We start from the raw sequence: 13809 nt of genomic DNA on the forward strand, positions 1-13809 counted from the left end.
CCCGGGCGGGTGTTCTGCTAGCATCCGACCTCCGAGGCGTGCGCGCGATGAAGTTCAAGGTCTTGATTGTCGAGGACTCCAAGGTGTCGCGCGAGCACATCGCCGCGACCGTGGAGGCCGTGGACGGCATCGAGGCCGTCACCACCGCCAGCGGCTTCGAGGCGCTGAAGCTGCTGCCCCGCCAGCGCTTCGACCTCATCATCACCGACATCAACATGCCCGACATCAACGGGCTGGAGCTCATCAACTTCGTCAAGAAGAACCCCAACTACCGGGACGTGCCGCTCATCATCGTCACCACCGAGGGGCGTGAGCAGGACCGCTCCCGGGGGATGGCGCTGGGGGCCGCGGGCTACCTGGTGAAGCCGTTCCAGACGGAGGAACTGGAGGCGCTGCTGCGGCGCTTCCTGAAGCCGCTGTGACGCCCGGGGGCAAGGCGCTGGCGGAGTTCGTCGCCGAGGCCACGGAGATCCTCGACGCGCTGGGCAGGGACCTGCTCGCGCTGGACGAGGCCCGGGACCAGGAGGCGGATCCGGAGCACATCAACGGCATCTTCCGCGCGGCGCACTCGCTCAAGGGCCTGTCCGGGCTCTTCGGGCAGGAGCGCATCACCCAGCTCGCGCACGCCGCGGAGGACCTGCTCGACAGGCTCCGGCTGGGCCGGCTGACGCTGGACGACCAGGTCCTGGACGCGCTGGTGGACGCGCTGGACACCTTCCAGTCGCTGCTCGGGGAGGCGTCGCGGGGCGAGGACGGCGAGGACCTCACCCGGCGCACGCGCGCCATGGAGGACCGGCTGGCGCGGATGGGCTCGCCGCCGGCCGCGGTGGAAGAGGATCCGCTGGAGCGGCTGGAGCTGGACGCGCAGGTGCGCGCCGTCTTCACCGAGTACGAGGAGCACCGGCTGCGCGAGAACGTGCGGCGCGGCGTGGCGCTGTGGCGGGTGCGCGCCGCGTTCGACCTCTCCGACTTCGACCAGGGCCTGGCGGACCTCAACGCGCGCCTCAAGCCCCTGGGCGAGGTCATCAGCACGCTGCCCTCGTCACGCCCCGGGGGCGCCACCGGCATCGCGTTCGACCTCATCTTCGGCGCGAAGGTGGCCGCGCAGGTGCTGGAGGCGGGCCTCCACGGCACGCCCGCGGAGCTGGAGCCGCTGGTCGTGCGGCCTTCCGTGGACGGCGCGCCGGGCCCCGGCTTCGAACCGCCCCGGTCGCCGGACGCGGCCCGGCCGTCCATGGAAGCCCCTGACGCCGGCCCCGTCGCGTCGCCCCGCGTGAAGCGCAAGAAGAAGGGGGCCCGCGCCTCCGCGCTGGCGCTGGGCCCGGGCACGTCGCCGCCGCTGTTGCCGGCGAACACCGGGGCGCCGGAGCAGGGGCCCTCGCAGGCGGGTGCGCCGTCGGGCCTCGCCTCCGTGCCGACGTCCGCGCCGCGCATGCGGGCGGTGGCGAGCCCTCCGTCCACCGCGGTCGGGCTCCAGGCGGCCGCGTCCGCGCCGGTGCCCGCCGGACGTCCCCGGCCGGAGGAGACGTCGCTGCGCTCGCTCACGCAGACGGTGCGCGTGGACATCGGCCGGCTGGACGGGCTCATCAACATGGTGGGCGAGCTGCTGCTCATCAAGGCGAACCTCCAGCGGCTGGCGGAGGCGTCCCGGCAGGACGGGACGGTGGCCCTGTCGAAGCTGTTCGGCCAGGATCTGTCGCGCGAGACGCGGCAACTGGAGCGCAAGCTGGAGGCGCTCCAGGAGGGCCTGCTCGAAGCGCGCATGGTCCCGGTGGGCCAGGTGTTCGACAAGCTGGCGCGGCTGGTGCGCCGCATCGCGCGCGAGGCGGGCAAGGAGATCGACTTCGTCAGCACCGGCGGCGAGGTGGAGCTGGACAAGCTCATCGTCGAGGAGCTGAGCGATCCGCTGATGCACCTCATCCGCAACGCCATCGACCATGGGGCGGAGGGGCCGGAGGCGCGGCTGGCCTCGGGCAAGCCCCGGCGCGCGCTGCTGCGGCTGCGGGCGGAGCAGAAGGGCAACCACGTCCTCATCAGCGTGAGCGACGACGGCTCCGGCATCGACGAGGCGCGCGTGCGCGAGGTGGCGCTCTCCCGGGGGCTCGTCACCTCCTCGCAGATCAGCGAGATGACGCGGCGCGAGCTGCTCAACCTCATCTTCCTGCCGGGCTTCTCCACCCGCTCCAGCGTCAGCGCGCTGTCCGGGCGCGGCGTGGGCCTGGACGTGGTGAAGAACAACCTGGGCAACCTGTCCGGCATCATCGACGTGTGGAGCGAGCGCGGGAAGGGCACGGCCTTCCACCTGACGCTGCCGGTGACGCTGGCCATCGTGCGCGCGCTGGTGGTGGGCGTCAGCGGCCGCACCTACGCGGTGCCGCTCAACAGCGTGCTGGAGATCCTCTCCGTGCAGCCCCAGGACATCCGCACGGTGGAGCGCCGCGAGGTGTTGGACCTGCGCGGCCAGACGCTGCCCTTCCTGCGGCTGGGGCGGCTGTTCCACCTGCCGGAGCGCGAGGTGAACCGCCACTTCGTGGTGGTGGTGGGCCTGGCGCAGCAGCGGCTGGGCATCGCGGTGGATGAACTGTTCGGCCAGCAGGACATCGTCACCAAGCCGCTGGGGGGCAGGCTGAGCGGCGTCAAGGGCATCTCCGGCGCCACCGACCTGGGCAACCGGCGCACGGTGCTGGTGCTGGACGTGGCGGAGCTGCTGGAAGAGGGCATCGCGCAGGAGCGGCGCCGGGCCTGAGGCGCCCGTGCCGGGGGGCTGCTATCTTCCGGGGCGTGTCCCGTTTCGAAGCCCTGCTCGACGCGTTCTTCTACCGCCCGGACGAGGACGTCAGCGGCCTCATGGACTTCGCCGCGGGCAGCGACGGGCTGGCCTCGCGCGTCCTGGAGGAGGAGCCCACGGAGTACCTGGCCTTCCGCCTGGAGGCCGAGTGCTACGCGGTGCCCATCCTCACCGTGCGGGAGATCTGCAAGGTGCCGCTGCTCACGGAGATTCCGCGCTCGGAGCCGCAGTTGCTGGGCGTGATGAACCTGCGCGGGGAGTTGCTGCCCGTCTACGACATCAAGCTGCGGCTGCGGCTGGCGGACGCGCCGCCGCTGGTGGCGGGGCCGGACGCGGGTCTGCCGCCCCGGGCCGCGCGCATCCTGGTGCTCAAGACGCAGGACGGGCCGGCGGGCGTCTGGGTGGATTCGGTGGCGGGCGTGGTGCGGCTCAAGCCGTCCATGGTGGAGCTGTCGCCCGCGGGGCTGCGCGGCGACCGCGACTGCGTGGCGGGGCTGGGCCGCAAGGGCTCGCAGCTCTACATCCTGTTGGATCCGGAGCAGGCGCTCGCCCCATGACGGACCCCGTGAACCTGCTGGCCCGCCGTCCTCGCGGAGTGACGGCCGACGACGCTCCGGCGCACGAGCTGGAGGTGCAGCTGTGCGCCTTCTTCGTGGGCAACGAGGAGTACGTGCTGGACATCATGCGCGTGGAGGAGATCCTCCCGCCCCAGCGCGTCATCCCCATCCCCCATGCCCCCGCCTTCGTGGAGGGCGTGCTGCACCTGCGCGGCGCCATGCTGCCGGTGGTGGACCTGCGCCGTCGCCTGCTGGGGCAGGACGCACCGGAGACGAAGCGCACGCGGCTGCTCGTGTGTCGGCTGGGACCGCGTCGCGTGGCGGTGCGGGTGGACCGCGTCGCGGAGGTGATGCGCGTGCGCAAGGGCGACATCAAGCCCGCGCCCGCGCTGATGGCCGCGGGCCGCACGCCCTTCGTCGTGGGCGTGTGTGGGCCGCCGGAGCGGCTGCGGTTGCTCCTGGACCTGAAGGCGCTGCTGCGCTCGGAGCTGGACCGGGAGTCGCGGGGCCCGACGGCGGGTTGAGCGCGGCGCTCCCGTCCCGTGCTCCGGCGAGGGCGGACAGGGCCCCCTCGCGCGGCCAGCGGGCGTCCCTGGGCAGGCGCTCGGGCCCTGCCTCCTGGCGCTGCCTTTTTCCCCTGGGGCGCTGCTCCCCGGTGCTTTCCTCGGGAGGGCGGCTTCGGAGGGCGTGGGGGCCCGGGGGACGACGGTGGGAATTACACCCCCGGCTTCTTGGGGCAGGATGCGGGGCCGGGGCAGGACCGGCCACCGGAGGAGTACGGCGGATGAGCGACGCGGCGCAGTCCCTCGCGGGACAGGAGGAGGTCCGTTACCGGGCACTTCAGGCCGTGGACCCGCGTGCGCCGGGCGCCCTGGAGACCTTCACGGCGGGACTGCACGACGAGAGCTGGCGCGTGCGGCACGCGGCGGCGGAGGGGCTTCGCCGGCTGCCGGACGCGGAGCGCGTCACCGCGCGGCTCATCTCCGTGCTGGGGGAGCGGGGCGAGACGGGCGCGCGCAACGCGGCGGCCGAAGCCCTGGCCGGCATGGGCACGGTGGCGCTGCACCCGCTGGTGCTCCTGCTGGAGCACGAGGATCCGGATCAGCGCAAGCTCGCGGCGGACATCCTGGGCCAGCTGGGCCGCGCGGAGGTGGAGGACGTGCTGCTGCGCGCGCTCTCCGACGTGGACCTCAACGTGCGCGTGTCCGCGGCCGAGGCCCTGGGCCGCACGGGCGGCGAGGCGGCGGTGCGGGCGCTGGAGGCGCTGCTGGACGCGGAGACGTCGCTGCTGCGGCTGGCGGCGCTGGAGGGGCTCGTGGCGCTGCGCAGGGCGCCGGCCACCGAGCGCGTGATGGCGCTGGTGGACGCGCCGCTCCTCCAGCGCAGCGCCCTGCGCCTGCTGGGGCTGTGCCCGCCGGGCGTGTCCACCGAGCGCATCTGCCAGGCGCTGGCCTCCCCGGTGCGTTCGGTGCGCGAGGCGGCCCTCGTCGCCCTGGGGACGCAGGCTTCGGGGCTGGGACCCTACGCCCGCGGTGAGCTGGACGCGGTGGCGCGCGCGGTGCTCTCCCGCATCCAGGAGATGACGGACCGGGTGGCGCAGGCGCTGGACGTGGAGGACGTGCAGGTGCGGGCCGGCGCGCTGGTGGCCGCCGGGGCGCTGGGGGAGGCGTCGCTGGCGCTCGCGGTGGCGGAGGTGGCGCGCGAGGACCGGCTGCTGCGCGAGGTGCTCTTCACGCTGGGCCAGCTGGGCCCGGAGGGCCGGCGGCTGCTCCTGAAGAACATGGGCGCGCTGTCGCTGCCCGCGCGGACGGTGGCGGCGGAGGCGCTGGTGCTGCTGGTGGACGCGACGTCGGTGCCGGAGCTGTGCGCGCTGCTGGAGTGGGCGGAGGACGACCTGCGCGCCGTGGTGGTGCGGGCGCTGGGGCGCACGCGCTCGCCGCAGGCGCTGCCGCCGCTGGTGGCGCTGCTCGCGGACCCCTCGCTGTCGGGGACGGCGGTGCGGGCGCTGGAGCAGCTCATCGCGGTGCATCCGCTGGCGGCGCTGGCGGCGCTGGAGGCGGCGGTGGAGCAGCGCACGACGCCCGCGGCGGTGGCGGTGCTGGGGCGGCTGGGCGGCGCGCAGGTGCTGCCCCTGTTGCGGCGGCTGGCGCGCGACGCGGATGCCCCGTGGCGGGCGGCGGCGGTGGAGGCGGCCAGCCGGGTGAGCGGCGACGCGGGCCTGGAGCTGGCGCGCGGAGCGCTGGCGGACGAATCCGCGCCGGTGCGCATCGCCGCCGTGCGGGCGCTGGGCCGGCAGGGCGGGCAGGAGGCCGGGAGCTTCCTGGGGCTCGCGCTGAAGGACGAGGACCGCGCCGTGCGCCTGGCCGCGGTGGAGGCGGTGGGCGCGGGCGGCGCGACGGAGCGGGCCCTGGACCTGGAGGCGCTGGTGCGCCACGCGGATGGCGCGCTGGCGGTGCTGGCCGTGCGGGCCCTGGCGAAGCTGGGCAAGGTGGGCTCGGGGATGCTGTGGGACGCGCTGGGCCACCCCGACACGGAGGTGGTGAAGGCGGCGCTGGCGGCGCTGACGGCGGCGGAGGGGGCGGCGGACGGCGCGGCGCTGGCGGTGTCCCTCGTCGGCCATCCCCGCTGGGACGTGCGGGCGGCGGCGGCCCGCGTGCTGGGGGATTTGGGGCGCCCGGAGTGCCTGCCGGTGCTGGAGCAGGCGCTGTCGGTGGAGCACGACGCGCTGGCCCGCCGGGCGTTGGTGGACGCGGTGGCCCGGTTGTCAGGGCGCTGAGGGAAGGCCGCGCATGCCACGCTTCGACGAAGGCCGTCCGGAGATGACGCTGGAGGAGTTCCGGCTCCTGCGCGACCACGTCTATGCCCACTGCGGCATCCTCATCCACGAGGACATGAAGTTCGTGATGGAGCGCCGGCTGTGGCCCCGGCTGGAGGCGCTGGGGCTCGCGGACTTCGGCGCCTACCACCGCTACCTGCGCTACGACGCCCAGCGCATCGCGGAGCTGGAAGCGGCGGTCGAGTCCCTCACCACGCACGAGACGTACTTCTTCCGCGAACCCGCGCAACTCAAGGCCTTCTGCGAGGAGCTGCTCCCGCTGCTGGAGAAGAAGAACGCGCGCACCCGGCGGCTGCGGCTGTGGTCGGCGGGGTGCTCTTCCGGAGAAGAGGCGTACACGGTGGCGATGCTGCTGAAGGACAGCGGCCGCTTCGACGACTGGGACGTGGAGGTGCACGGCACGGACCTGTCGCGCCGGGTGCTGGCGGTGGCCCGCCGCGCCGAGTACGGGCCCAGCGCCCTGCGCGCGACGCCGCCGGACCTGCTGGAGCGCTTCTTCGTGCCCGTGGGGGTGAACCGCGTGCGCGTGCGCGACGACGTGAAGGCGTGGGTGAGCTTCGGCCACCACAACCTGGCGGACGAGGCGGCCAGCCAGCTGGTGCCGCGCACCGACGTCGTCTTCTGCCGCAACGTGATGATCTACTTCGACCAGGCCGCGCGCCGCCGCGTGCTGGGCGTCATCCGCGACCGGCTCTGTCCCGGGGGCTACCTGCTGCTGGGCCACGCGGAGAACCTGCTCAGCCTGGGCGCGGACTTCGAGCTGGTGCACCTGAAGGGCGACCTCGTGTACCGCCGGCCGGAGCTGCCGAACGGGGAGGGCCGCTGATGGGACGCCCGCTCACGGTGCTCGTCATCGACGACTCGGCCACCAACCGCCGCACGCTCACCACGCTCCTGGAGTCCTCCAACGACGTGCAGGTGCTGGACTGGGCGGGGGACGGCGAGGAGGGGCTCAAGAAGGTCCTGGACCTGAAGCCGGACGTGGTGACGCTGGACCTGGAGATGCCCAGGCTGGGAGGCCACACCTTCCTGCGGCTGCTCATGCGCGCATCGCCCACGCCCGTCATCGTCATCTCCAGCTACGCGCACAAGTCGGACGTGTTCAAGGCGCTGGAATTGGGCGCGTTCGACTTCATCGCCAAGCCGCCCCGGATCACGCCGGAGACCCTGGAGCTGCTCCGGCGTGAGCTCCTGGACAAGGTGTTCGCCGCCCGCCACGTGAAGTCCGGTGGCCGCCATGGGGCCGCGCTGCGCAGCGCCGTGTTCTCCGGCGAGGCGCCCCAGGTCATCGCCGTGGGGGCCTCCACCGGCGGGCCTCCGGCGGTGCAGCGGCTGCTGGAGGGCCTGGCCTCCGAGCCGACCGCGAGCGTGCTGGTGAGCCAGCACATGCCCTCGCAGTTCACCCGGGCCTTCGCGGAGCGGTTGGATCGCATCGGCCCCTTCACGGTGACGGAGGCGTGTGACGGCGACGTGGTGGCGCCGGGGCACGTCTACATCGCGCCGGGCGGCCGGCACCTGGTGCTGACGGAGCGCGCGGGGCGGATGGAGCTGCGCACGCCGGGGCCGGTGCCCGCGGACAAGTACGCGCCGTCGGTGGACCGCCTCTTCGAGAGCGCGGCGGAGGTGCTGGGCTCCCGCGCGGTGGCGGTGGTGCTGACGGGCATGGGCGCGGACGGGGCGCAGGGCGTGCGCAGCGTGCGGCGCGAGGGGGGGGAGACCTGGGCCGAGTCCGAGGACACGGCGGTGGTGTTCGGCATGCCCAAGGAGGCCATCGCCACCGGGGCGGTGACGCGGGTGCTGGCCCTGGACGCCATCGGGACGGAGCTGGCCCTGCTGGTGCGGCGGCGAAGGCAGGCCGCCGGGCAGTGAATCGGTGGTTGCCGGACAGGCCCCCGCACATTCCCGGGCCGGGCGGCGCGCGGGTGCTAGGCTCCCGGGCATGTCGCAGCAGCAGATCCGCGCGCTGGTGGTGGACGACTCGCAGGCCATGCGCCGCAGCATCATGTACGCGCTCCAGCGGCTCACGGGCGTCGTCTGCGTGGAGGCCGAGGACGGGGTGGCGGGGCTGAAGATGCTCACCACGCAGGGCCGCTTCGACCTGGTGCTGACGGACATCAACATGCCGCTGATGGACGGGCTGAAGCTCATCAGCCACATCCGCCAGGCGCCGGAGCACCGGGGCGTGCCCATCGTCGTCGTGACGACGGAGGGCGCGGCCGCGGACCGGGCGCGGGCCATGGCCCTGGGCGCGAGCGCCTACCTGGTGAAGCCCGTGCAGGCCCGGGTGGTGTTGGAGACGGTGAAGGAACTGCTGAAGCTCGGCTGAGCTTCGGAGGCCCAGGCACGCATGGAACCGGCGCTGGACGTCGAGGGGCTGGAGAAGACGTACGGCGCGGTGCAGGCGGTGCGGGGGCTGACGTTCCAGGTGGCCCCGGGAGAGGTGCTGGGACTCGTGGGGCCCAACGGCGCGGGCAAGACGTCCACGCTGCGCTGCCTCGCCGGCATCCTGCCCCCGTCCGTGGGCCGCGTGCGGGTGGCGGGGCACGACCTGGCGGTGGCGCCGGTGGACGCGAAGCGGGCGCTGGCCTTCCTGCCGGACGAGCCGCGCTTCTTCGAATACCTCACCGTCTGGGAGCACCTGAACTTCACCGCGCGCCTCTACGGCGTGGAGGACTGGGAAGAGCGGGGCCGCGCGCTCCTGGAGGAGATGGAGCTGACGGGCCGGGAGAAGTCGCTGCCCGGGGAGCTGTCGCGGGGCATGAAGCAGAAGCTGTCCATCGCGTGCGGCTTCCTGCACCAGCCCCGGCTCATCCTCCTGGACGAACCGCTGACGGGGTTGGATCCGCTGGGCATCCGCCGGATGAAGGCGTCGCTGCGCCGCCGCGCGGAGGAGGGCACGGCGCTGGTGCTGTCGTCGCACCTGCTGCCGCTGGTGGAGGAGCTGTGCCACCGGCTGCTCATCATCGCCGGAGGCCGCGCGGTGGCGCTGGGCACGCTGCCGGAGATCCGCGAACAGCTGGCCGGTGGGGAGGGCGACGGCGCGTCGCTGGAGGAGCTGTTCGTGCGCATCACCAGCGCGGCCTCGGAGGATCCGGAAGCGGTCGGGCCGGGGCCCCGGGCGCCGTGAGCTTCTCGCGGGCGGTGGCCTTCCTGTGGGTGCGGACCTGGCGCAACCGGCTGGTGCGTCAGGTGCAGCGGCTGAAGCGCCCGCGCTACCTGCTGGGCGCGCTGGTGGGCGCCGCGTACCTGTATTCGCTCGTGGGCCGCAGCGTGTTCGTGCAGGGCACGGGCCGGGCGGTGTCCCCGAACGCGCGGCTGTTCGCGGAGCTCTCGCTGGAGGTGTCGGTGCTGGGCACGCTGGTGACGGCGTGGGTGCTGGGCGCGGACCGGCCGGCGCTGAGCTTCACGCAGACGGAGGTGCAGTACCTCTTCCCGGCGCCCGTCACGCGCCGGGCGCTGCTGCACTACAAACTCCTGCGGGGCCTGCTGAGCGCGACGCTGGCGGCGCTGGCGGCGACGGTGTTCGTCGGGCGCTTCACGAGCCCCCGCCCGGAGCTCTTCTTCCTGGGCGCCGCGCTGGCCATGGGCACGCTGTACCTGCACGGCACCGCGGCGTCCTTCGTGCGCGCGTGGCTGGTGTCCCGGGGGCGCTGGGGCGGCGCCGTGCGCTGGGCGGTGGTGGGGCTGGTCCTCGTGGCGGTGACGGGGACGCTCGTGTCCACGCTCCAGGCACACCCGTGGCCGGACAACGCGGGCGCGCCCTTCGCCGTGCGGGAGTGGCTGCGCGAGGTGCTGAACGCGCCGGGCCCGCGGGCGGTGCTGTGGCCGGGCCGGGCGCTGGTGGCGCCCTCCATGGCCCGCAGCGGGCAGGACTTCCTGCGCTACCTGCCCGCGTCGCTCGCGCTGCTGCTGGCCCACTACGCCTGGGTGATGGCGGTGGAGGTGCCCTTCGAGGACTCGGCGGTGGCCAGCGCGGACGCGCGGACGCGGCAGCAGGCCCGGCGGGGCGACCGGGCCGCGCGGGGCGGGAACATCCGCGTGGGCCGGGTGCCCTTCGCGCTGAAGGCCCGGGGGCGCCCGGAGGTGGCGCTCCTGTGGAAGAACCTCATCGCGCGCAAGCGGCTGGGCGGCGGGCTGGTGATGCTGCTGGGCTTCGTGGTGATGGGCGCGCTGGTGGCGCTGGTGCTGGGCGACCTGCGGATGTTCTCGAACACGCGGGAGCTGCTGGGCCCCATGAGCCTGATGGTCGCGGTGGCGATGGCCGTCATCGGACCGACCGCGTTCCGGACCGACCTGCGCATGGACCTGCCGAAGCTGGAGCTGCTGCGCGCGCTGCCGCTCACGGGCGGCCAGGTGGTGCGCGCGGAGCTGGCGGCGTCGGCGCTGACGCTGGGCGTGGCGCAGTGGGTGATGTTGCTGGTGGCCCTGGTGCTGGGCGTGGGCACGGACGACGAAACGCTCGCGCCGTGGTCCACGCCGGTGGTGCTGGGGCTGCTGTCGGTGCTGCCGGCGCTGGGGCTCGCGGGGCTGTTCGTGCAGAACGCGGCGGTGGTGCTGCTGCCCGCGTGGATTCCGGCGGACTCGGAGCGGGCGCGCGGCGTGGAGGCCCTGGGCCAGCGGCTGCTCACGCTGGTGGGCACGCTGGTGGTGACGTTGCTGGGACTGTTGCCCGCCGCGGTGGTGGCCCTGCTCGTGGGCTACCCGCTGTTCACTGTCATGGGTCGGTGGGCGGTGCCGCTCGCGGGGCTGGTGGCCGCGGGGGCACTCTTCGCGGAGGTGGCGCTGGGCGTCGCCTTCCTCGGCCGTGCCTTCGAGCGGCTGGACGTGTCCGAGGAACAGTCGAACGCAGGTTGAACCCGAGCACGAAGGGAGCATCCCCATGAAGGTCGGCTTCATCGGATTGGGAAACATGGGCGCGCCAATGGCGAAGAACCTGCTGGGCGCGGGCCACGACGTTACGGTGTGGAACCGCACCGCCGCCAAGGCGCAGCCGCTGCGGGAGCAGGGCGCGCGCGTGGCGAGCACGCCCGGCGAGGCGGCGCGTGACGCGGAGGTCGTCGTGTCGATGCTGGCGGACGACCCGGCCGTGGAGGCCGCCACCCTGGGCCCGGACGGCGTCGTCGCGGCCCTGCCGGAGGGCGCGGTCCACGTCTCCTCCAGCACCATCTCCGTCGCGCTGTCGGAGCGGCTGACGAACGCGCACGCGGAGGCGGGCCAGGGCTACGTGTCCGCTCCCGTCTTCGGCCGCCCGGAAGCCGCCGAGGGCAAGCAGCTCTGGGTCATCGCCGCCGGCCCCGGGGCGCAGGTGGAGCGCGTGCGCCCGCTGCTCACGGCGCTGGGCCGGGGCCTCACGGAGCTGGGCGAGAAGCCCTCGTCCGCCAACTTGGTGAAGCTCTCCGGCAACTTCCTCATCGCCTCCATGATGGAGGCCCTGTCGGAGGCCTTCGCCCTGGCGGAGAAGTCCGGCGTGGAGCGCGCCGCGTTCCTGGACGTCTTCAAGGCCGTCTTCGCCCGCTCGCCCATCTTCGAGAACTACGCGGGCGCCATCGCCAGGGGGCAGACCACCCCCGCGGGCTTCGCGCTGCGCCTGGGCCTCAAGGACGTGACGCTGGCGCTCGAAGCAGGGCGCGCCGCGGAGGTGCCGCTGCCCTTGGCCAGCCTCCTGCGCGACCACTTCCTCACCGGCGTCGCGCAGGGGCGCGGTGACGAGGACTGGTCCGCGTTGGGCGGACTCGCGAGGGACCGCGCGGGCCTCCCGAAGAAGGCCTGAGCGGACATGGTGCCCGGAACGTTGCGAGGGCCGTCCGTCGAACCGGGCCCATCCTTCCTCCCGAGCGACTCGCGGGACGGTCCAGGTGCTCCGTCGCCAGGAGGCGCGCTTGGGTCCCGCGAAGGGACGGCACGAGAGGGGCGCTGCCCGTCGGCCAGGGTCACGAGGGCTCACCCGGAACCCACGGGCGGCGACCTGTGCTCCCGCGCGCGCGGCCCCCAGATTTCCCATGGACCCGAGGTCGGCTGAGCGACCGCTGAGCGCGGCCTCCTCCTACGCCCGCGTCCAGGCACGCAAGGAGGAGGAGGCAGAGCCCTCCGTCCTCCAGTAGGCGGCGCGAGGCTCAGAACTGCGCGGAGCCCGGCACGCGCGGGTAGGGGATGGCGTCGCGGATGTTCTGCAGGCCGCACATGTAGACGATGAGCCGCTCGAACCCCAGGCCGAAGCCCGCGTGCGGCACGGTGCCGTAGCGGCGCAGGTCGCGGTACCACTGGTAGTGCTCGGGCTCGAGCCCGAACTGCTTGATGCGCGCGTCCAGTACGTCCAGGCGCTCCTCGCGCTGGCTGCCGCCGATGATCTCGCCGATGCCCGGCGCGAGCACGTCCATCGCGGCCACGGTCTTCCCGTCCTCGTTGAGGCGCATGTAGAAGGACTTGATGGCCTCCGGGTAGTTCATCACCACCACGGGCCGGCCCACGTGCTCCTCGGTGAGGTAGCGCTCGTGCTCCGTCTGGAGGTCCTTGCCCCACTCCGGCGCGTACTCGAACTTCTTCTTCGCCTTCTGGAGGATGGAGATGGCGTCCGTGTAGTCGATGCGCTCGAAGCTGGAGCCGATGAACTTCTCCATCCGCTCCGTGACGCCCTTCTGCTGGCGCTCCTCGAAGAACTTCATGTCCGGCGCGCACTCGTTGAGCACGGCCTTGAACACGTACTTGAGGAACCGCTCCGCCAGCGCCGCGTCCTCGTTGAGGTCCGCGAAGGCGATCTCCGGTTCAATCATCCAGAACTCGGCCAGGTGCCGCGTGGTGTTGCTGTTCTCCGCGCGGAACGTGGGACCGAACGTGTAGACCTTGGACATGGCCAGGCAGTACGCCTCCACGTTCAACTGCCCGGACACGGTGAGGTAGGCCTCCTTGCCGAAGAAGTCCTTGCCCCAATCAATCTTGCCGTCCGGCCCGCGCGGCGGGTTGGACGCATCCAGCGTGGACACGCGGAACATCTGCCCGGCGCCCTCCGCGTCGCTCGCGGTGATGATGGGCGTGTTGACCCAGCAGAAGCCCTCTTCGTGGAAGAAGCGGTGCACCGCCTGCATGGCGGAGTTGCGCACGCGGGTGATGGCCCCGAAGGTGTTCGTGCGCACGCGCAGGTGCGCCACGTCCCGCAGGAACTCCAGCGTGTGCTGCTTGGGCTGGATGGGGTAGGTGTCCGGGTCGTCCACCAGCCCCAGCACCTGCACCTCGTCCGCCTGGACCTCGAACGCCTGCCCCTTGCCCTGGGACTGCACCAGCGTGCCCCGGCAGATGACGGACGCGCCCGCGGTGAGCCGGAGGATCTCCTTCTCGTAGTTGGGCAGCGAATTGGGCGCGACGACCTGGATGGGGTCGAACACGGACCCGTCGCTCACGTTGACGAAGCTGATGCCCGCCTTGGAGTCGCGGCGCGTCCGCACCCAGCCGCGCACCTCCACCTTCGAGCCCGCCTCGACCGAGCCCGCCAGGGCCCTCTTCACACTCACGACCTGCATGGTGCTCTCCCTCTGCTCCAGACCGGGAAGGCGAGTTAGTCGTGCCCGGGCCGGAGGGCAAGCACCGTGCGAGGCCCGCCCCCGGCCCGGGGCACCCACATGGGAGCCGTCCCG

General features: G+C 73.3%; 12 protein-coding genes. 11 read left to right on the forward strand and 1 reads right to left on the reverse strand.

Annotated features, from left to right (window positions below):
- The first annotated feature begins 47 nt into the window (after positions 1-47).
- The 11 genes from OV207_RS08590 (at position 48) to OV207_RS08640 (ending at position 11951) form a co-directional block, all read left to right on the forward strand.
- On the forward strand, positions 48-422 hold the full coding sequence (locus tag OV207_RS08590) for a response regulator (protein ID WP_193430576.1): 375 nt from the start codon (positions 48-50) through the stop codon (positions 420-422).
- Positions 419-2746 (forward strand): chemotaxis protein CheA, encoded by a 2328-nt coding sequence (locus OV207_RS08595; protein WP_267554100.1) that lies wholly within the window; start codon positions 419-421, stop codon positions 2744-2746. The genes OV207_RS08590 and OV207_RS08595 overlap by 4 nt, the downstream gene beginning before the upstream one ends.
- Before the next feature lie 35 nt (positions 2747-2781).
- A complete protein-coding gene (locus tag OV207_RS08600; protein ID WP_193430578.1) occupies positions 2782-3345 on the forward strand; it encodes a chemotaxis protein CheW in 564 nt (187 codons plus the stop codon).
- On the forward strand, positions 3342-3869 hold the full coding sequence (locus OV207_RS08605; RefSeq protein WP_267554102.1) for a chemotaxis protein CheW: 528 nt from the start codon (positions 3342-3344) through the stop codon (positions 3867-3869). The genes OV207_RS08600 and OV207_RS08605 overlap by 4 nt, the downstream gene beginning before the upstream one ends.
- Positions 3870-4129: 260 nt before the next feature.
- Positions 4130-6121: a HEAT repeat domain-containing protein gene (locus OV207_RS08610; RefSeq protein ID WP_267554103.1), complete on the forward strand. Its 1992-nt coding sequence runs from the start codon at positions 4130-4132 to the stop codon at positions 6119-6121.
- Positions 6122-6134: 13 nt separating this feature from the next.
- The gene (locus OV207_RS08615; protein ID WP_193430581.1) at positions 6135-7007 is read left to right on the forward strand and encodes a CheR family methyltransferase; all 873 of its coding nucleotides are present in this window, start codon (positions 6135-6137) and stop codon (positions 7005-7007) included.
- Complete coding sequence (gene cheB, locus OV207_RS08620; RefSeq protein WP_267554105.1) at positions 7007-8050, forward strand: chemotaxis-specific protein-glutamate methyltransferase CheB; 1044 nt, start codon at positions 7007-7009, stop codon at positions 8048-8050. The genes OV207_RS08615 and cheB overlap by 1 nt, the downstream gene beginning before the upstream one ends.
- 70 nt (positions 8051-8120) lie before the next feature.
- On the forward strand, positions 8121-8507 hold the full coding sequence (locus tag OV207_RS08625; RefSeq protein WP_193430583.1) for a response regulator: 387 nt from the start codon (positions 8121-8123) through the stop codon (positions 8505-8507).
- Positions 8508-8528: 21 nt separating this feature from the next.
- Complete coding sequence (locus tag OV207_RS08630; RefSeq protein WP_267554106.1) at positions 8529-9308, forward strand: ABC transporter ATP-binding protein; 780 nt, start codon at positions 8529-8531, stop codon at positions 9306-9308.
- On the forward strand, positions 9305-11035 hold the full coding sequence (locus OV207_RS08635; RefSeq protein WP_267554108.1) for a putative ABC exporter domain-containing protein: 1731 nt from the start codon (positions 9305-9307) through the stop codon (positions 11033-11035). The genes OV207_RS08630 and OV207_RS08635 overlap by 4 nt, the downstream gene beginning before the upstream one ends.
- Before the next feature lie 25 nt (positions 11036-11060).
- The gene (locus tag OV207_RS08640; protein ID WP_267554110.1) at positions 11061-11951 is read left to right on the forward strand and encodes an NAD(P)-dependent oxidoreductase; all 891 of its coding nucleotides are present in this window, start codon (positions 11061-11063) and stop codon (positions 11949-11951) included.
- Between the two features lie 343 nt (positions 11952-12294).
- Here the strand turns inward: OV207_RS08640 and asnS are convergent, their stop codons facing one another.
- Positions 12295-13695 carry an asparagine--tRNA ligase gene (asnS, locus tag OV207_RS08645; protein WP_267554112.1) on the reverse strand — a complete coding sequence of 467 codons (1401 nt, stop codon included), beginning with the start codon at positions 13693-13695 and terminating at the stop codon, positions 12295-12297.
- Positions 13696-13809: the final 114 nt, after the last annotated feature.

The sequence above is a fragment of the Corallococcus sp. BB11-1 genome, from assembly GCF_026626625.1.
Lineage (GTDB): Bacteria > Myxococcota > Myxococcia > Myxococcales > Myxococcaceae > Corallococcus > Corallococcus soli.

Coding starts and splice junctions, on each gene's coding strand:
- OV207_RS08590 (WP_193430576.1), top strand. CDS start 48: ATGAAGTTCAAGGTCTTGATTGTCGAGGACTCCAAGGTGTCGCGCGAG.
- OV207_RS08605 (WP_267554102.1), top strand. CDS start 3,342: ATGACGGACCCCGTGAACCTGCTGGCCCGCCGTCCTCGCGGAGTGACG.
- OV207_RS08610 (WP_267554103.1), top strand. CDS start 4,130: ATGAGCGACGCGGCGCAGTCCCTCGCGGGACAGGAGGAGGTCCGTTAC.
- OV207_RS08615 (WP_193430581.1), top strand. CDS start 6,135: ATGCCACGCTTCGACGAAGGCCGTCCGGAGATGACGCTGGAGGAGTTC.
- cheB (WP_267554105.1), top strand. CDS start 7,007: ATGGGACGCCCGCTCACGGTGCTCGTCATCGACGACTCGGCCACCAAC.
- OV207_RS08625 (WP_193430583.1), top strand. CDS start 8,121: ATGTCGCAGCAGCAGATCCGCGCGCTGGTGGTGGACGACTCGCAGGCC.
- OV207_RS08630 (WP_267554106.1), top strand. CDS start 8,529: ATGGAACCGGCGCTGGACGTCGAGGGGCTGGAGAAGACGTACGGCGCG.
- OV207_RS08640 (WP_267554110.1), top strand. CDS start 11,061: ATGAAGGTCGGCTTCATCGGATTGGGAAACATGGGCGCGCCAATGGCG.
- asnS (WP_267554112.1), bottom strand. CDS start 13,695: ATGCAGGTCGTGAGTGTGAAGAGGGCCCTGGCGGGCTCGGTCGAGGCG.